Here is a 19,112-nt window from a genome sequence, read left to right as displayed (position 1 = left end):
CAATGGCGTTTGACGAAGGTACTACTGCTCCGGAGATGATGTTGTTTCCGTAAAGTAAGGAACCTGCTACTGGTTCGCGGATGCCATCGATGTCTACTGGTGGTGCGGCGATGAAGGCGATTACGAAACAAGCGGTGGCGGCTAGCAGGGTGGGTATCATTAATACTCCGAACCAGCCGATGTAGAGGCGGTTGTTGGTGCTGGTTATCCAGCTTGCAAACCGCTCCCAGACGTTGGCGCTACGAGCGCGTTGAATGGTTGCTGTCATTGCTTTATAAGTGCGGTTGTTTGTTTATGAATGAATTAGGTAGGTTTGACTACCTTGTTACATATCTTAAAACGTATATTGCGTTTTGTAAAGTCATTTGAGAAAAAATTTTCACTTAGCGTTTACATACCCCCAGCAGACTGAAAAACTCGAGGCTTAGCCAAGGGAACTCCAACAAATAAATTATTCCGTTTGCCCTGTGATGACTGATGACTGTGAGCAGTGGGATATTTTTTATTTATCAGTCCCTAAATCCTATGTAATATCAAGTCTAAAACGATGTAGCAGGCGCTTATTAGGCATTGAAGAAAGTGTTCCCCCTGCTTTTTAAGAGCAGAGTTTCTTGAAACAAGCAGGGCTGGACATAAGCTTACAGATTAGTATTACAGCCTTCAATAAAATCAATGACTTGGTGTAAACATCCTGGTTTAGTCACAATCAGGACAGTTGAATCAGGTTCCAGTACTGTACTCCCATTAGGAATCATCAAATTTTCATGGGGATGAGGTTGATAGCCAATAATTAGCGAGCCAGTCGGAAACCGAGAATCTTGAGCAATTTCGGCAACGCTACGACCAACAACATAGCAATTATTCGGGATAGAAAGTTTTAGCACCTCTATCTGTCCCTGCTCAAAATGCATCATTGATTCTACTTGCGGATACTCAATAGCATTTACCATTGTTGAAACAGCTAGTTCAACAGTACTGATGATATGGTTGGCTCCGGCCAGACGCAGCGGTTGAGCAAAATCAGGGTGGCGCATCCGACTTAAAATATGAGGAACCCCGTAATGTTTAGCAAGAGTCAACATTGCCAAGTTTAAAGCATCACTGCGGAGAACAGCAGCCAAAGAACTGGCTTTGCGAATCCCAGCTTCTAACAATACTTCTGTACTGACAGCACTTCCTTCAAAAGCCATTGCTCCCACTTGTTCGCGTGCATACCGACAAGCAGTAGGATCGATATCAATAACGGCAACAGTATGCCCCAGTTCTATCAATTTCTGGGCTAGACTTAGCCCCACTAAGCCTGCTCCACCTATTAATACATACATGAATGTTTCTAATGCTCTTTAACTTGTTACTTTACTCTCTAAGCTAACAAGGAATCAAGGTATAACAATCCACTTTGATGCTTGAACTGATTTGTTACTGTCAGCCAATAGGCAATCAGCCCATAGTTGCTCGAAGAAGCGCTTTAAATGTCAAATTTAATTTTTATTATGATATCCGATTAAACACAAATCAATTGCGTTGGCGCTGCTTTGCAGTAGGGTACGAAGTCAAGCGTCTCTAAACATTTTGTGATTGCTTTGTTCTACTACGTTATACTCGCTTCGGACATATCACAAGTCATTGACCAGACATGATATTACTTGTGACAAATTCCAACAGAGTTTTTTAATTGTAATTTTTATGATATTTTTTGAGTAACTCTTTAACTTGAGCAGCCACTAAAGGATGTGGATCTTTTTGAAGTTGGGGTAGAATTTGCTGGAGAACGCGATGTGAAACCAAATGCAAGTATGCGATCGCCGCTTCTCGAACAAAGCCAGTTGGATGGCGTAAACTGGCTAAAATCTCAGAACTTGTGAGTTGGATACGAGCAACTTGAGCAAAATGAAAACAGCAAGCTAGACACCAGTCAGAAAGCAAATTATCCAACATCAGTAATCTATGGAGGCGATCGCTAACTAGTATATTTTGATATTCTATAATCTTGGCTTCTATAAGATGTTGCAATTTTTCTGGCTCTGGTCGGTTATCTAAAATATTTAGCAATAAAGACTTTGAAGACAAAGTTACAGTATGTTCTAAGATTTCTAACCCCCGCGCCAAGTTTACCACTGAGAGCGATCGTAAATTAAATGCTGCTGCTTGCATCTTTTCTGGCGAATAAAGCAGCCTTAATAGTAATAGTAATCGTTCTTTGACATCTAATTCTAATTCTCGAAGCGAGCGTTGCAGTAACTCTAAGACAATCAAAACTCTCTCACTCGATTGATAATTTTCTTGTTTGTCTACAGTTTGAAAGTCTATATGAGCAGCATAAATTTCACCTAAAAAACGTAATTCCTGGTGAATTAAATTTTCTACTCGACTTTCATAAAACCGATCTGCTAAACCTCTAACTCCTGGTTGTTTATGTATTTTTAATAAGCTCTGAAGAATATGATCCCTAGTAGTACCACAAGATATTTCCAAGTTTTCCCATAAAGCTTCCATTGCTTGCTGGGTAGCAATTTGGGCAATGGTACGCCAAGCATACATTCGTACTACTTCAGGTTTATAAATATTGGTAGCTAATCTCAATAACATCTCTAACGCTTCGTTTTCCAGTCGCACTAGGGCTAACATGGCTGTTGTGCGGGTTGACTTGTAATAAAGTGCAGCTATGAGTGCTGAATAATACTCCTCTAAATGGGTTGCTGCAATCATTTCCAGTACCGCACAGCGCACCCGCAACGATTCATCTTGTAACAAATTTGGGATGTGAATTCGTAACGCCTGCAAATAGACTGCTTCTGTGAGCGCTTTAACTCCATTTATCCGTTCTCGTTCTTGTTTATGGGTCAGCATCCGGCGCATAGTTTTAGTAGCTGCTACCTTTTGCATGGGGGTTCCTTGGCGTAAGATTAAAGCAGCGGCGGTAGCGCGGATGAGTGAGTTATGCCGGGAGTGCAAGTATTCTTCAAGCAGGCTTAAATTAGGATTCGGTTCAGCTAGCCAAATGTAGCGCAGCGCTAAGGCAAAAACTTCGGGGTTAGTTTCTTGGGGTTGTTCTAACAAAGGACGGATGGCGGGTAAATAAAGGGGATTTGCACCTCCCACCAACATCACTTCCAAACTTTGGCACTGCAAATCTGGGGTTAACTTGACTAATAGAGGCGCTAAAACCTCCGCAGCTCCTTGAGAATCAATTTGGGCTAAAAGTTCAATGCAAGAGCGTTTATCTGCTTCGTTGCCTTTTTCAGCTAATGCCTTGACTACACCCTGCTTGAAGAATCGTAAGCCTACATTCGTTGCACTTAATTGACCTCGTGCCACGCTTAAAACTAGCAAGTCAACATAACGCGATCGCAATTCCCAAACTACTTTTAAACAGGTGCCAGCTATCAGCATTGTTTCTGCTACTAACACCCATTTTTGTAATAGTGGAGGTACAAATTGCTTAGAAAATAATAAAGTGATAAAAATTACTAATCCTGTCAACCCTGTAGCGATCGCTTCGGCGGTTCCCCCAGATAAAGTCTGCATCCGGCTGCGAATTCCCTCTGGAATCGGTTGATATAGTATGGGACCGCTACTGATCACAAAGGTGTAGCGCAGAACTTCGTCACAGAATTTGACAATTACTAAACCCCAAAAAAAGCTTTGCGATTGGATCGCTGGAATTAAATACAAAAATAGCAGCACCCCTGGTAGTAAAAAGCCGACAGTGATTGGCAAAAGTGTAGCAGTGAAAAATACTCCCATTCGTTCAATTAGTCGGCTAGAAATGAACCACTGGATCAGTAACTCACACAATCCCAACATGCCACCAAATAGACCTAAGAAACTAGCAAGTTCTCGGCCATCCAAATTCGATTGGAGTTCGCGCAGATATTGAAAATCTACTAATAACCCAATAACCTGCAACAGACCAACAAAGGCGAACAACTGCCAAACATAGCGCTTCAAAGGACTGATCAGGAAACGCTCTCGTGAAGCTTGTTCTTGAGAAATTATGATTTGTGGAGTTTCCGGAAAAGCTGCTCGATACTGATGAGTTAAATAAAATAAAATCCCCGATCCCAATAAAATCACCACACAGGCAATGAGAATTACTTTATTTAGTCTGGCGTACTGCACTAACCAAGGCAAACTAAAACCACTGATAACATCTGCTACTAATAGACCACTACTAACCAGTGGGTAAGTGCGCTTAATTTCCCGAATATTAAATATTTGGTTGGCGACAATGGAGGTATTGAGGTCATTAAGCACATAAAATGCATCTACCCACAGCCGCAGTAGAAAGACCAAAATCACTGCTAGGTAAGAAACATGGATTCCCCAACGTAATAAAACTAATAAAATTAATGGCATCACCATACAAGGTGCGATCGCCACAATCACCTGGCGTAAAGGAAAAATCTTTTGCAGCCAAGAATATAGAAAAACCAGTCCAGTACTTATTATTGCACTGGCAATATACATCCAAGGTAGTAAATTTGTCTCATATTCACCCAAAAATAGCGCCACTGTACTGTCTTCTGCCCACCGCAACCCTACAGAGATAGTTGTATAAAATAAGAACATGATTTGAGTTCGTTCGCTCTCCTCTGGTCGGAGATTCACGCACTGTAGGAGTCGTGGTAAAGCAACTCTATTTGCAGCGAACCAGTGATTTTTCAGTTCCATACAGTTTTAGTTTCTGGTAATATCACCGCGAAATGAGAAAGAGGACATAGGGATACGGTGACGTGGAGACACGGAGAATTCTTTAAAAGCGTCTCCCGTGTTTGTGTCTGTTCATCTCCCATCCCCTAGCACATAAGCCTGAGCAACTGAATATTATCTTTCCCACTCAGCCTTCAGGATTATCTATTTGAGATAAATTTATACGAGTTGATACTATTGACAAGAATACTTACAACATTTAGATCGCCTGTAGAAGCATACAGCTGTATATCTTTACGGATAAAAAGTATATTTACTTGTAAGTAAGAGTATATATAAACGAATAATGAAAAAATCCCCTGGCTTCAAACCAAGGGATTTTCTTTTTTATCTATTAAAAAGTAAGAGGATTATTTTTTGGGTGAGAGAAGCATCATCATATTCCGCCCTTCTTTTTTGGGCGCTTGCTGAACCTCACCAAACGGCTCTAAATCTGTTGCCATACGTTTGAGCAAATCTTCTGCGAGGTCACTATGTTGAATTTCTCGGCCCCGAAACATCACAGTCGCTTTGACTTTATCACCATCTTTCAAAAAGCGCTCTGCTTGCTTGACACGCACGTTGTAGTCGTGTTCTTCTATTTTGTAGCGCATCTTAACTTCTTTGACATCAGCCGTGTGCTGCTTTTTACGGGCTTCCCGCGCCTTTTTCTCCTGTTCAAACTTGTATTTCCCGTAGTCCATAATTCGACAAACTGGCGGGTCAGCTTTGTCACTAAGTAGCACTAAATCTAATTCTTTTTCCTCTGCTAGTTGTAGTGCTTCTTGGGGAACCATAATTCCTAATTGACCACCATCAGTGTCAATGACCCGAATTTTTGGGAAGCGAATTCGTTCGTTAATTTGGGGCAGATCGCGAGTTCTTTTTTTCTCAATCACAGCCATTATGATTTGTGGGAGCTCTTAATGAAGGATTTGGTGTGGTTTTGACTGGTATGCCTGTGAGGCAAAATACTTAAATAAGTTAGGACTGAAAACATTAAGTCACAGTTCTAGGGTAACTAATTCATAAAATAGTTGCGTCGTTGTATTTGTCATTCTACTCATTGGGAAAGAATTTCTGTGCAGTAGTTAACCTAAATTACACATCCTTGCAAAATATTAAGTCTTGTAAAAATTATTTGTCAATACTTGAGAACCTCAAATTGAGCAGATAATCTCCACAATAGCAAGATTACAGATACAAAGCATCTAAGCTAGCATTAATGTAATATACTTATTTATATAGAGTGTTATTAAGAATATTTATTATTAAATAATATAGTTAAATTTACTCACGAACTCGCAGTTAAAAAAAATATCCTATCATTAGGATGCAAGGTTTTGTACCCCTACAGACGTACAAATAATTTAGGATAATTTATTTGTTATCAGTCTTTTATATAAGTGCAGTTCTAATAGTTGTAAGATTACCCACGCCGTAAGTAGCAGGAAAATTTTGCTTTTACAAGGACGTTATCGTTTAATTAAACGAATTGGTAAAGGGGGATTGGGCAAAACCTTCCTAGCTGTTGATGAAGGTCAGTTTCCACCAATTCCTTGCGTGGTTCAAGAATTATTATACGAAACATTGAAAAGTTTTGAGCAAAAGGCGCAACAGCAACAAGAATTAGGAAAGCATCCCCAAATTCCGGCTTTATTGAGTTATTTTCAGCAAGAACAGTACTTTTATTTGGTGCAGGAATTTGTTGTAGGTACAAATTTAGCTCAGGTGGTTGAAGAGGAGGGTGTTTTTAATGAAACTCAGGTTTGGCAAATTTTAGCGGATTTATTACCAGTTTTACAGTTCATTAGCGATCGCCACATCATCCACCGCAATATTAAACCTAAAAATATTATCCGTAGAATTCCCCCTAACCCCAAAGGTGAAGCAAATCTAGTCATAGTTGATTTTAGCGCTGCTAAAATTGTCACAGAAGTTGATTGCTTAACAACTGAAAACAGTATCGGTAGTCCAGAATATGCTGCACCAGAGCAAACAACAGGAAAAGCTGTTTTTGCTAGTGACCTTTATAGTCTGGGTGTGACTTGCATTTATCTACTTACCCACATTTCTCCTTTTGATTTATTTGATATTGCAAATAGTTGCTGGGTTTGGCGAGATTACTTGATTAATAAAGGTCATAAGCAACAAGACACAAAGCATTTACGTTTGGGAAAAATCCTTGACCAGTTACTACAAAATATTGTTAGCCAGCGGTTTCAATCAGCTAATGAAGTCATAGAAGCAATGGGTATGGAAGTCAAAAGTCAAAAGTCAAAAATTGTCAGTCAAAATTTTCCTTGGCAATACTCGCATACCCTAACTGGACATTCTGCAATGTTGAGCAGTATAAATGCTCTTGCATTTTCTGCTCAAGGTAACATTTTAGCTAGTACTAATGATCAAAAAAATATCAATTTGTGGAATTTAAATACTCAGAAAGTCTTAGCTAGCTTATCGGGACATTGCCAAGCTGTAAAATCAGTTGCTTTTAGTCCGAATGGCAAAATTTTGGCAAGTGCTAGCGATGATAAAACTATCAAATTGTGGCAGATGGAGACCTTAACAGAAATCTATACCTTGTTAGGACACTCACACGCTGTGAAATCAGTTGCTTTCAGTCCTGATGGTGAGATTCTTGCTAGTGGTAGCTGGGATAAGACAGTCAAACTCTGGAACGTAAGTACTGGCGTCCAAATTTGTACTTTAGCTGGACACCAATTACACGTAAGTTCAGTGGCGTTTAGTCCCCAAGGGCAGATTCTGGCCAGCGCTAGTTATGACAGAACAATTCGCCTCTGGCAGATAAGTTGCCAAAAATTGAAAAACTGCCCATGCTATACCTTGTTAGGCATCCTTTCAGGTCATACATGGGCAGTTTTGACAGTCGCTTTTAGTCCCGATGGAAAAATTTTGGCGACGGGTAGCGATGATAATACTATTAAATTGTGGGAAGTGAACACTGGTCAGCTAATTAGTACACTTGTGGGCCATTCCTGGTCTGTAGTAGGTGTAGCTTTCACTGCCGATGGCGAAACCCTGATTAGTGCAAGTTGGGACAAGACAGTTAAACTCTGGAGAGTAAGTACAACAGAAGAAATTGTGACTCTTTCTAGTCATACAGACTCGGTGTCAGCCGTTGCTGTCAGCCAAGGACAACTGATTGCAACTGGCAGCAAAGACAAGACTATCAAACTCTGGCAGCTTGTAGAATAGCATCAGAGTTAATTTGGAATATCAAGCGCTACCTGTGAAGGCAACTTCCGGAAATTTCAACTGAGCTTCTGCCATTGGGCGGTTTCTGCCTTCTTCTTGCCAGTAATTTATCACTTCCGTTGCTTTGTTAAGCAACTCCACGCGATCCAAATCAGTAATCCAGTGTTTGGATTCGAGTTCCTTCTTTAACTCTTCCCAGGCATCATTTCTCGGCCAGAAAAAGTACTTGGTCAAAGGACTTGTGCCTTTGCCGACAATTTGATCGACTGCTAGAGCKACGTTTTCGTCTAACCACAGAATTTTCAAAATAAACTTGGTCAATCACACCTCCGGGAATCTCCGGGCATTACTTAATTAGGATAGCGATCGCTTATTCTAACGCAATACCCTATCAATGACCAAATAGAGATTGGGGGTAAGGGAGATGAGGAGATGGGGAGGACAGGGATGCAACTTTTAACTCAGCACTCCCAATCACAAATGACATCCAATTTCTTACCTGAGTCCTAATAGAAAGCTTTATTATGATCTAAAACTCTTTTGCTTCATAGCCCATGACTCAAGAAACTTCTACAAAAGCGGTTGTTGTTTTCGACATTGATGGTGTGGTGCGCGATGTCAGTGGTTCCTATCGCCGAGCGATCGCCGATACTGTAGAATACTTTACAAATAATGCATATCGCCCCACACCCTTAGATATTGACCAACTAAAATCGGAAGGTGTGTGGAATAACGACTGGGAAGCATCCCAGGAATTAATTTACCGCTACTTTAGCGCTCAAGGACAGACCGACGAGCAATTGCAACTAGATTACAATGGGATCATTGCTTTTTTCCAATCGCGTTATCGAGGCTCAGACCCCAACAATTTGACGGGATATATTTGTAATGAACCCTTATTATTACAACCTAGTTATTTAGAGGAACTTACTCAAGCTGGGATTGCTTGGGGATTTTTCAGTGGTGCAACTCGCGTTTCGGCTAACTATGTCTTAGAAAAACGCTTGGGCTTGCAATCTCCGGTATTGATTGCGATGGAGGATGCACCAGGTAAACCCGACCCTACTGGGCTTTTTGCTACAGTTAGTCAATTAGAAAATGAAATTGAGCAAAAATCAGTGATCATATATGTAGGGGATACAGTAGCAGACATGTATACTGTTGAGAAAGCACGGAGTTTAGATTCTACTCACAATTGGATTGGTGTCGGGGTTTTACCGCCCCATGTGCAAGAAACAGCAGCGCGGGGTGATGCATATGGTGAAACTCTGTTAAAAGCTGGAGCTGCGATCATTTTCTCTAATGTGCAAGAATTGACCCCAAAACAGATTCACAAATTAGTTAGCAGAGTGTGTGGTTAAAATAAGCTAATTTAAATATAGATATTATTTGTCAATTAACCTAGAAAGACATTCATGCTTAAGCTGCAAAGCGCTAGTAATTATTAATTTACCATGAACATTTTCACTAATTTGCTTTCTCAGCCAAGTCAGCCTGCACCTGCAAAAAAACAACGTCGAGGAATTGAAATTAAATCGCTGCGTGAAATTGAAATTATGCGGCAATCAGCAACAATTGTAGCAACTGTGCTCAAAGAGATTTCTGAGCTAGTAAAGCCAGGAATGACTACAGCTGACTTGGATGCTTATGCGGAAAAACGCATCCGTGAAATGGGTGCAACACCGAGTTTTAAAGGATATCATGGTTTTCCAGGTTCTATCTGCTCTAGCATCAATAATGAAGTAGTACATGGTATTCCTAGTTCCAAGAAAGTAATTCGTCCTGGAGATGTATTAAAAGTTGATACAGGTGCTTATTATCAAGGCTTTCATGGTGATTCTTGCATTACAATTGCTGTTGGAGAAGTGACCCCACTAGCTGCTAAATTAATTCGCGTCGCTGAAGAAGCTTTATATAAAGGCATTGAACAAGTTAAGGCTGGTGTATATTTGCTTGACTTAGCAGGGCCGATTGAAGACCATGTGAAAGCTAATGGCTTTAGTATCGTTGAAGAGTTTACTGGACATGGTGTAGGTAGAAACTTGCATGAAGAACCTTCAGTATTCAACTTTCGTACCCGCGAACTGCCAAATGTTAAACTTCGTGCAGGAATGACCCTGGCAATTGAGCCAATTGTAAATGCTGGTTCTAGACATACACGGACATTATCAGACCGTTGGACAGCTGTGACTGTGGATAATGCTTTGTCGGCTCAGTTTGAGCATACGGTGTTGGTGACGGAGACTGGTTATGAGATTTTAACTGACCGTTCTAAGGTTTAATTTCTAGTTGAAATTAGATATTGTTGAAACAAGTGAAGCGACAACATAATTCGTAATTTGTGGTTATTACCCCACGACTCATGTCGAGGGGTTAAAAACAGGCTAGCTGGCTGCTTTTTTATCTCTATAAAACAATTGGTGTTGCATAGTTGGGAGATGAATTAGGCTACTAAGGGTACAAATCCATAATGGAGATAGTGTAACAATAATCGTTTGGATAAATACACAGAATTAGTAACAGAAGCTAAAGATTTCAAATAACGCACCGAATGGTTAAAAATACTGACAATTTACCAGTAGCAAGATAGTCAATAATAGCTAAAAAAATGATCCAGTATATTTGTTATACTGGAAACTTTTCCTTATAAAAGTAAGAAAAATCTCGGTGATGACTTCAGTCCTAAAGGTTTAGATAAGTTCAAGTGGAAAAATCCTAAACCAAAATCGGTAAAATTAATTCAAAATTTGCCCGCACCATTACCACCATTACCAGATTAAACCCTAAATACTGAAAGAAAGTTTTTATAGGTGGAAATGGGTGACCTGAGATTCGAACTCAGAACCAGCGGATTAAGAGTCCGATGCTCTACCGTTGAGCTAGTCACCCACACAAAGAACAACTATAGCAAACTTCTTATAAATTTGCCACTCAACAGCCCAAAAAAATAATTTAAAGGGGAAATTTGACGGCGAACATGGTTTGACCTGCTCCACTCTTTACAGTAATCGAGCCGCCTAAATGTCTAACCATTTTCTGCACTAATGCTAATTCAAGTCCGGTGCCGCTATGTTTCCAAGCATCGTGTTGAGAAAAGTGATAAAAAGGCTCAAAAATCCGTGACAATTCGTTGCTGGAAAGTTCGATTCCAGAGTTGGTAATTCTAAGTTCTACTACTTCGTCTGTCAGTTCAGCCGAAACTGTAATCGATTCGCCTGGTGGGGTGTATTTACAGGCATGGTTGAGCAGTTCGGTAACAATCCGCTCTAGATCTGTGATATCTGTCTCTAAAAGCGGGAGTGTATTCTCAATAATTAGGTTTAAATGCTGGCGCTGGCAATTGGTAACATCTCGAAAAGTTTCAATAATGGGATGCAGCCAAGTTTGTAAGTCAATGGCAATTAAAGTTGGCGGATTAGGTTCAGCTTCTAGAGATGTGAGTGTGAGTAGGTCGTTAATTAACTTGCTTTCTCGCCCACACTCATTATGCAAAATCTGTAAAAGCTGCGGAACTATTTCTATATCTAATATTTCTTCTGTTGCAAGGATACTTTCGAGAGTTTGGGCAGCGAGACTGATGCTTGTTATTGGTGTCCGCAGTTCTTGAGACAAAGTTCTCAGAAATTTATTTTTTACTTGTTCGCGTTTTTCTAATTCTTTTACCTGTGCTTGGGTTTTTTGGTAAAGTTGCCCTTGACGAATAGCGATCGCACATTCATTTGCAATCTGCTGCATTAGCCCGACTTCAAATTCATCAAAGGCTTCTTGTGTTGGTCTGGTCAACCAAATATTCCCCAAAATTCCTTGAGTATCAAAAATTGGACAAGCCATCTGAGCAATAACCAGCAATTTTGGTTGCCATCCAGGTACAATTTCTAAAAATTGTAAAGGTTGTTTTTGCAATAGTGGCTGATAAACTTCGGGAAGGTCTGCAATTTGTCTGGTTAATCCCAAGCACTGGGGCAAGTTAGTGGTGTACTCGTAAGTAATTTTTACCTGGGTTTGACAGGTGCTATAAAGTTCGATTTGGCAACGGTCAAGGTTAAGTAACTGTACTAATTCCTGAGTAACTGTTTGCAACACCTGGCTTTCATCAAAACTGTCGCGGATTTGTTCTGTCATCTGTCGCACTAAGGCGTCAAAGTTTCGCACCTGCTGCAACTGATTTGTATGCTTTTGTCGATCCAACTCCATCTTGGCTTTGAAATCCTCTAGCTGCTGATGAAGTTCTGTTTGTTGAACAGCAATGCTAATTTGAGTTGCTAGCCGCTTGAGTAAGTCAATTTCTATTTGCTGCCATTGACGCGGTTGGTGGCAATGCTGGGCAATCAACAGCCCCCAGACATCATGTTTGAAGAAAATTGGCACGACTAAATTCGCTCTCACCTGCAAAGATGTAAGGAAATCTATATAGCAAGGATGTAATCCAGATGTGTGAATATCTTCAATAACTTGAATGTAACCCAGACTAGAGTGTTCTCGATATTTCCTACTGAAGCAGGGATCGGTGAGATTTTTTCCTAACAGTGGCTCGTTATTTGCCACAGTTGATTCGGCAATGACTACTCCACTACTGTCAGCATCAAATCGATAAATTAAAACGCGATCGCTCTTTAAAAACTGCCGCAGTTCTTGTGTTATCTGATGGAGAATTCTCTCTAATTTTACAGATTGATGAATCTGCTTCGCGATCGCTTCTAAAAGTTGCTGTTGTTGTATTTGGAGTTCAACTGCTTGTTCTGCTTCCTTAACAGGAGTAATATTGCTACTAGTACCAATCAATCGATAAATCTTGCAGTTAGCATCACGTAATGGAGTTAAAGTTGTACTCCACCAAGTAGGAACTCCCTGAAATTGCAAACATTGTTCGTAAGAAATAGTTTTGCCGAATACCACGCACTCAGCATAATGTTGACGCACTTTAGTAGCATCAATGGGCGAGAGAATATCCTCTGGTTTTTTGCCCCGGAGGTCGTTCGAGCGAATACCTATCCAGCGCTCATGAGTGGGATTTAATGCTACATATCGAAAATCCCCGTCCTCTAGCACATCCACTACAAATATTGATGCTTGCACAGAATCGTACATGCTCAGTAGAAACTGCTCGCTACTACTTTTTTTATCTACTTCTGTGCCGAAGAGAATCTGAGGAGGTGATAATTCTGTCAACTCTATAGTTGATTCGGTTGGATTTATATTCATGCGAGAGTCCCTGTCTGGTATTACTGACTCATATAGGCACTCTCTTGTAGTTATGCCTGTAGTAAATGCACTTTAGCGCCTAAAGCAAAATTATTGTCAGCCGTTGCTCATGTAATTTTGGAGCTTTCTTTAGTTGTGATTCGGGAGTTTGAGAAATCTAATCGGAGTCAGCTTAACAAATCCTGCTTTTTTAAGGCTAAAATGCATTTTTAGGTCAGAAAAGTTGCTGATTTTGAACAGTTTTTCCGAATTGTTGCATATACTTAGGTAGAATCATCAAGTTTTATCAATAAAATTTACAATTTGTAATATTAGAGATTGGGAACTGGCTACTGGGGATTCAGCACAAGGAAATATGTAGTTGGAAGTAATACCCCATAACTAAAGTTAGGGGATTGATCAATTAACGCTTTTTGTCTTGCACTATGTATCTCGACAAAGTTTTTTATTGATTTTCCACAGATAAATTTAGGGGCATCAGACCATTTTCACTTCCGACTTCCGACTTAAATTTGTTGAGTATTAGTAGTTAAAAGAATTTTCTAGTCCCCACTACCGATTGATAATCGCAATTTGTGAGCATTAATTCCAGTGAGGATACCAACTAGTAACCAAGTGACAGCTAATCCAATGACTTCGCCTAAGAATAATTGAGTTAAGAGGCGTAAGATAGTTCCGACAATAGAACCCAAAGGAATAGCAATCGCCCAACTTGTTGAAGAGACAAACATCCATCGCCACACTACAGAGAACGGTTGGGAAATTGCTAAGCATTGCGTCAATCCAATGCCTAAGCCGCCGAGTCCTCCATAAATTGCCCCGGAGAGAATTCTCTGGGGAAGAAACTCATTGCTAGGTACAATCCAACCCAAGCCACCAATACCGATGGCAGTAATGATACTCCAACCCAAAAAACTTGACAAAATCCACTTAATATAATATATAGGTTTGAGAAGACAACTTTGAGGAAGTGCGATCGCAAATCCACCGATAGCTGCTTCTAATACTCCAATATCAGGCTTTTCACCGACTTCTATTAACAGTAAACTCAACAAAAAACCGCCAAAAGTAGCTAAAGTCCAGAGAAACGTAAAGTTAAATTTGGTATTTTTAAGCACGAATGGCATGGAGGGGAGTAAGAAATAGAGACTGGAAAGATACGGGGCTTTAGGGGAGAATTTCTAATTGCTAACTCCTAAACAAAGCAACACAAAGGTTTGTGGCAAGGCTCCTAACTCAGGACTCGCAAGCTCAATGCCCAATCTCGGGATCAAAGTTTCTTTGGTTGTAATAATCTGACAGTTTTAGCATTAAAGATATCAAGAAAAGCTTTGCGTCGCTGTTGGGGTGATTCGGGTACGATGTAACCCCACAGACTTTCCCAGTAAAAAAAGGAGATACCGTCAAAATTGCGATCGCGTACTGTTTGAACCTGTGCTTTAATTTGGGTAATTTTTACTGGATTACGCACCGTTCCTGTTAAGATACCAATTCCCACTGGAATTAGACTTTGAGCTAATTTCACAGAAGGTTGTTCGAGTTGAGCGATAAAAGAGTTTTTGTCACTTCGATATACCTGCAAAATTAACTCATCGACTAAACCTTTTTTTACCCAATTTTCCCAGTCTTGCAAATAGTATTTATAGGCGAAAGCTTGGTAGTTGGGAGACAAAGATATTTTGACTTCGGGTTTAACTGCTTTGACAGCTTGATAAATTTCTGCCATGAAATCAGTAATTTTGTCTGCTCGCCAACGCATCCATTCTGGGTTAAAAGGATCGTTTGGGGGACTTTTATCTTGATGTTCTTGCTGATAAAGTTCAACAGTGAAGCGATCGTAGCCAAACTGTACAGGCATTCCAAAGTGGTCATCAAGTTGAATACCATCTACATCGTAATCTCTAACTACTTCCACAATTAGTCCTTGAATAAACTCTTGTACTTGTGGATGTAAAGGATTTAACCAAGCTTGCTTTTTCACCAGACCATTGTTGATTTCTTCTGGTGGAGTATCTTGAATAGAATTTATACCTTCTTGTCCAATTGTCAACCAGTCAGGGTAACGCCTTGCTAATTCTGAATAATGCGGCGTCATAAAGCCATATTCAAACCAGGGGATGACTCTCAAATCTTTATTTTTAGCGAGTCTAACTATTTTTGTTAAAACATCTTGTCCACCATGCATAAACTTGAGCAAAGGTTGAGTATCTGAGCCTGTGGTCATTTTAGCTACAGCACTCTGATAAAAAGTATGTCCTCGGTTCCAAACTACAGGATAAATTGTATTAAAGTTAAGAGATGATAATTGATTGAGAGCGCGATTAATACCCCAAGGTAAAAATAGTACACCACTAGCAACATTAGTCAGCCAAACACCGCGAATTTCTGTACTTAAATAACTTGTTTTTTGAGAATTAACTGGAACTGAAGAATATGAAAAAACTGTTGTAACGACTACTAATCCCAAACACAATAAGCAAGAAAAAAAACAACGTGCAACCTGATTCATTTGTTAGCGTTACCCAATGCGATCGCAACATTATCTATAACTACAAAATTAAATTGTAGTTCTCCGGAATATATGAATAAATAATCATTAAATCAGTTATTAAAACTGAGATATTTAAATAATACAAAGTCTGTTTCGATTATGAATATACTTGTATCAGCAAATAATAAACAGTTATCAGGTATTTGTCTGGTGTTATGAGACACCAACGCCTACCACCAACTTTTATGGAAGAGTTTGAGTAAACACACAAAACTGATAACTGTTAAAGAGAACCAAACCTTATGAACCCCTAACTCCTAACCTTTTATTAAAATTTTTCTACACCTTCAAATTGCTTGAGAGCCGATGAATTTGCTGCTTCACCACAAGTCCGTGGTGTCGGGAATATCTTTTCAGGATTTGCTAATCCTTGAGGATTAAAAACATGCCGTATCCATTGCATAGTTTCTAAATCAATTTGGCTAAACATTTGTGGCATATAACACTTTTTCTCTTCTCCAATGCCATGTTCGCCAGAAATACTACCACCGACTTGGACACAAAGCTTGAGAATTTTTCCTCCCATTTCTTCTACTTTTTCTAATGCTCCATGCACAGAATTATCATAGAGAATTAATGGATGAAGATTGCCATCTCCAGCGTGAAATACATTAGCAACCCGATAACCATATTGTTGACTTAATACCTCAATTTCATGTAGTATATAAGGTAACTGAGTCCTGGGAATTACACCATCTTGTACATAATAATCTGGACTTAAATGCCCAGCAGCAGCAAAAGCAGCTTTACGACCTTTCCACAATTTCAATCGCGTTTCAKGGTCGCTAGCAGAAGTTACATTGCGCGCACCATTCTTTTGACAAATTTCTGTTATTCGCTGTTTATTACCTGCAACTTCGACTTCTAAACCGTCAATTTCTATTAGTAAAATAGCAGTTGCATCGCGGGGATAACAATTAGTTGCAACAACATCTTCAACTGCATTGATACTAAAGTTATCCATCAYTTCCATTCCACCCGGAATAATTCCGGCGCTGATGATGTCAGAAACAGTTGCTCCAGCAGCTTCAATACTAGTGAAATCTGCCAACAGTACACAAATTGATTCTGCACTTTTAAGAATTCGCAAAGTAATTTCTGTAGCTATTCCTAAAGTACCTTCAGAACCAACAAAAACACCTGTTAAATCATAACCGGGCATTTCTGGAATTTGTCCACCTAAATCAACAATTTCGCCTAACGGTRTGACAATTTTTAATCCTAAAACGTGGTTAGTAGTTACGCCATATTTTAGACAATGTACCCCACCAGAATTTTCCGCAATGTTCCCGCCAATAGAGCAAATAATTTGACTCGAAGGATCGGGTGCATAGTAGAAACCAGCACCGCTAACTGCTTGGGTTACCCAACTATTAATCACCCCTGGTTGCACAATTGTGCGTTGATTTTCCAAATCAATGCTGAGGATTTGCCGCATTAAAGAAGTAACAATTAAAACTGAATCTTCCAACGGTAAAGCGCCGCCAGATAAACCAGTGCCAGAGCCGCGGGCTATAAAAGGGATAGAATATTGGTTGCATATTTTCACAACTTCGGCAACTTGTTCTGTAGTTCTGGGTAACACTACCACAGCCGGACGTTGACGATAGCCTGTTAAACCATCGCATTCATAGGTAATAAGTTCCTCGCGGCGTTGTACTACGCCATTTTTGCCAATTACAGCCTCGAATGCTTTGATAATGGGTTTCCAGTTGTGTTGTTTTTTATCTTGGGTAAGCATAGGTTTTACAGTTAAAGGTAGATGTTTAAGCTTGGTTGATATAGCTACAATTACCATTGTTGCAAGAATAGCAGTCAAGAGTGAGTAAAAAGCGATCGCATTTGATATAGAGTTAAGTGCGATCGCACTCATCTTCAACTAGTATGAAGTTCTGTAAGTCAATGGTGTCCTGGGTAACACACCGTTATTGCCTGCTTGAGCCAAACCTGACGTTCTTCATCTAGTAAATTACATACACGATGAAAATCATCTTCATCTTTAGACCTGGGATTTTTGGCTTTGTATAAGAGGACAATTTCGGGAGCAAGGAACGGTATATTAATATCAGTAAGAAAAAATACTACGTATTTATGAACTTAGGGGAAGACGTTACTTTGAAAGTGAAGAAACTTGGTTAGAACAAGTTGGTTTAGGCCTAACTTTATGGGAAGGTGAATTTGAAAGTAGACAGGATACTTGGTTACGTTGGTGTTATAAAGATGGAACTGTTTTACCAATTGGAGATGAACGTGCTTCCCAAGCTGAACAACGCGCTCAAGTTCTAGCAGAAAGGCTAAGAGCTATGGCATTGATCCTGATACTATGTAAAACACTCATGTAAAGAAGCAAAGTTTTATTTGTATCTTTGTAGCTTTGTATAAACCAAAAAATCTCACAAATTGGTACAATTAACAAACTCATTTATTCGCTGCCAAACCTTCTCTAATAAATCAGAATCATCTACATTAAACCACTCAATTTGTGGATATGATCTAAACCATGTGCGTTGTCGCTTGGCAAATTGTCGCGTATGCAAAACTATTAAATCCTTCGCTTCATTCAAAGAAATATCTCCGGCTAAATATTGCTTGATTTCTTGATAGCCCAAAGTATTTAACAAAGGCAAATCAACGCCATATTTTTGACAAAGATATTCAACTTCAACAACTAAACCATTTGCTATCATTTGCTCAGTACGCTGTTGAATACGATAGCCTAATTTTTCAACACTGCAATCCAACCCAATTTGCAAAATCGGATAACTTGGTAGATTTTCGCCTTGCTGTTCTGAAATTGGATATCCAGTTACATAATATACTTCTAAAGCTCGTAAAGTTCGCACAGAATCATGAGCATGTATTTTTTGTGCGGCAACAGGATCGACTTGTTGTAACATTGCATAGAGTCGATTTTGACCAAGAGATTCAAGTTGCGATCGCAATTCATTTTGCGGTGCCACCGGAGGAATTTTCATTCCTTGGACAATAGAACGTATGTATAGACCAGTACCCCCAACCATGAAAAGTAGGGAAGCGGGGGAGGCAAGAGGAGAATTAATTAGGGCTTGCGCTTTTTGTTGGTAGTCTGCTACTGTCATCGTGTCTGTCGGGCCGCAGATATCTATTAAGTAGTGCGGCACTAATTTTTGTTCTGCCACAGTTGGCTTAGCCGTACCAATATCAAACTCGCGATAAACTTGACGGGAATCAGCACTAAGAATTACAGAACCCAACCGCATTGCTAAAGCCAAAGCCAACCCTGACTTACCTGTTGCTGTTACCCCACAGATTACAATTAATTTTGTCATTAGTCATTAGTCATTAGTCATTAGTCATTAGTTATTTCTTCCGCTGCTTCCCCCTAATCCTATTCTTGCCGACGGTATTGGAACCCCTGTATAAACTTCTCTTGAAAATGCCCTACAGACGCCAACAAGGCTTTTGTGTT

General features: G+C 39.8%; 12 protein-coding genes, 1 tRNA gene and 2 pseudogenes. 4 read left to right on the top strand and 11 right to left on the bottom strand.

Features of this window, described 5'->3' with window-relative positions:
• The 4 genes and pseudogenes from FCR06_RS28845 to infC all read right to left on the bottom strand — a co-directional run.
• Positions 1-268: pseudogene (locus FCR06_RS28845) on the bottom strand (photosystem II q(b) protein); the annotation flags it as partial.
• A 370-nt stretch (positions 269-638) separates the two neighbouring features.
• The gene (locus FCR06_RS28840) at positions 639-1,325 is read right to left on the bottom strand and encodes a potassium channel family protein (RefSeq protein ID WP_138505919.1); all 687 of its coding nucleotides are present in this window, start codon (positions 1,323-1,325) and stop codon (positions 639-641) included.
• Between the two features lie 346 nt (positions 1,326-1,671).
• A complete protein-coding gene (locus FCR06_RS28835) occupies positions 1,672-4,674 on the bottom strand; it encodes an MFS transporter (RefSeq protein ID WP_138505917.1) in 3,003 nt (1,000 codons plus the stop codon).
• A 389-nt stretch (positions 4,675-5,063) separates the two neighbouring features.
• On the bottom strand, positions 5,064-5,597 hold the full coding sequence (infC, locus tag FCR06_RS28830) for a translation initiation factor IF-3 (protein WP_138505915.1): 534 nt from the start codon (positions 5,595-5,597) through the stop codon (positions 5,064-5,066).
• Between the two features lie 553 nt (positions 5,598-6,150).
• Here infC and FCR06_RS28825 point away from each other — a divergent pair.
• Positions 6,151-7,911, top strand: a complete 1,761-nt coding sequence (locus FCR06_RS28825) for a serine/threonine-protein kinase (protein ID WP_138505913.1) — start codon at positions 6,151-6,153, stop codon at positions 7,909-7,911.
• Between the two features lie 21 nt (positions 7,912-7,932).
• On the opposite strand, the gene FCR06_RS28820 is transcribed toward FCR06_RS28825, so the two are convergent.
• Positions 7,933-8,232 carry a 30S ribosomal protein PSRP-3 gene (locus tag FCR06_RS28820; protein ID WP_012410744.1) on the bottom strand — a complete coding sequence of 100 codons (300 nt, stop codon included), beginning with the start codon at positions 8,230-8,232 and terminating at the stop codon, positions 7,933-7,935.
• A gap of 233 nt (positions 8,233-8,465) precedes the next feature.
• On the opposite strand from FCR06_RS28820, the gene FCR06_RS28815 reads away from it, so the two are divergent.
• Positions 8,466-9,272, top strand: coding sequence for a TIGR01548 family HAD-type hydrolase (locus FCR06_RS28815; protein WP_138505911.1), 807 nt, complete (start codon positions 8,466-8,468; stop codon positions 9,270-9,272).
• Between the two features lie 93 nt (positions 9,273-9,365).
• Entirely contained in the window at positions 9,366-10,193 is an 828-nt protein-coding gene (map, locus tag FCR06_RS28810) for a type I methionyl aminopeptidase (RefSeq protein ID WP_138505909.1), read from the top strand.
• A 535-nt stretch (positions 10,194-10,728) separates the two neighbouring features.
• On the opposite strand, the gene FCR06_RS28805 is transcribed toward map, so the two are convergent.
• The 5 genes from FCR06_RS28805 to glcD form a co-directional block, all read right to left on the bottom strand.
• Positions 10,729-10,800, bottom strand: a tRNA-Lys gene (locus tag FCR06_RS28805).
• A gap of 63 nt (positions 10,801-10,863) precedes the next feature.
• Entirely contained in the window at positions 10,864-13,113 is a 2,250-nt protein-coding gene (locus FCR06_RS28800) for a GAF domain-containing protein (protein ID WP_138505907.1), read from the bottom strand.
• Positions 13,114-13,655: 542 nt separating this feature from the next.
• Positions 13,656-14,240 carry a hypothetical protein gene (locus FCR06_RS28795; protein WP_138505905.1) on the bottom strand — a complete coding sequence of 195 codons (585 nt, stop codon included), beginning with the start codon at positions 14,238-14,240 and terminating at the stop codon, positions 13,656-13,658.
• 143 nt (positions 14,241-14,383) lie between these two features.
• Positions 14,384-15,622, bottom strand: coding sequence for a glycoside hydrolase family 10 protein (locus tag FCR06_RS28790; RefSeq protein ID WP_138505903.1), 1,239 nt, complete (start codon positions 15,620-15,622; stop codon positions 14,384-14,386).
• A gap of 310 nt (positions 15,623-15,932) precedes the next feature.
• A complete protein-coding gene (glcD, locus tag FCR06_RS28785; protein WP_138505923.1) occupies positions 15,933-17,405 on the bottom strand; it encodes a glycolate oxidase subunit GlcD in 1,473 nt (490 codons plus the stop codon).
• A gap of 331 nt (positions 17,406-17,736) precedes the next feature.
• Between glcD and FCR06_RS33975 the strand changes: the two are divergent.
• Positions 17,737-17,993 (top strand): annotated as a pseudogene (locus FCR06_RS33975) (Uma2 family endonuclease); the annotation flags it as partial.
• Positions 17,994-18,057: 64 nt separating this feature from the next.
• Here FCR06_RS33975 and miaA read toward each other — a convergent pair.
• On the bottom strand, positions 18,058-18,972 hold the full coding sequence (miaA, locus tag FCR06_RS28775; protein WP_138505901.1) for a tRNA (adenosine(37)-N6)-dimethylallyltransferase MiaA: 915 nt from the start codon (positions 18,970-18,972) through the stop codon (positions 18,058-18,060).
• Positions 18,973-19,112: the final 140 nt, after the last annotated feature.

It is taken from the genome of Nostoc sp. PA-18-2419 (genome assembly GCF_005869855.1).
Taxonomy (GTDB): Bacteria; Cyanobacteriota; Cyanobacteriia; order Cyanobacteriales; family Nostocaceae; genus Nostoc.
The sequence above is the reverse complement of the archived record's forward strand: the minus strand, read 5'-3'. Positions and strand labels throughout refer to the sequence as shown.

What these genes read in the sequence shown, in the direction of transcription:
- miaA (WP_138505901.1), bottom strand. Translation starts at nt 18,972, where the DNA reads ATGACAAAATTAATTGTAATCTGTGGGGTAACAGCAACAGGTAAGTCA.
- infC (WP_138505915.1), bottom strand. Translation starts at nt 5,597, where the DNA reads ATGGCTGTGATTGAGAAAAAAAGAACTCGCGATCTGCCCCAAATTAAC.
- FCR06_RS28790 (WP_138505903.1), bottom strand. Translation starts at nt 15,622, where the DNA reads ATGAATCAGGTTGCACGTTGTTTTTTTTCTTGCTTATTGTGTTTGGGA.
- FCR06_RS28800 (WP_138505907.1), bottom strand. Translation starts at nt 13,113, where the DNA reads ATGAATATAAATCCAACCGAATCAACTATAGAGTTGACAGAATTATCA.
- map (WP_138505909.1), top strand. Translation starts at nt 9,366, where the DNA reads ATGAACATTTTCACTAATTTGCTTTCTCAGCCAAGTCAGCCTGCACCT.
- FCR06_RS28840 (WP_138505919.1), bottom strand. Translation starts at nt 1,325, where the DNA reads ATGTATGTATTAATAGGTGGAGCAGGCTTAGTGGGGCTAAGTCTAGCC.
- FCR06_RS28835 (WP_138505917.1), bottom strand. Translation starts at nt 4,674, where the DNA reads ATGGAACTGAAAAATCACTGGTTCGCTGCAAATAGAGTTGCTTTACCA.
- FCR06_RS28815 (WP_138505911.1), top strand. Translation starts at nt 8,466, where the DNA reads ATGACTCAAGAAACTTCTACAAAAGCGGTTGTTGTTTTCGACATTGAT.
- FCR06_RS28795 (WP_138505905.1), bottom strand. Translation starts at nt 14,240, where the DNA reads ATGCCATTCGTGCTTAAAAATACCAAATTTAACTTTACGTTTCTCTGG.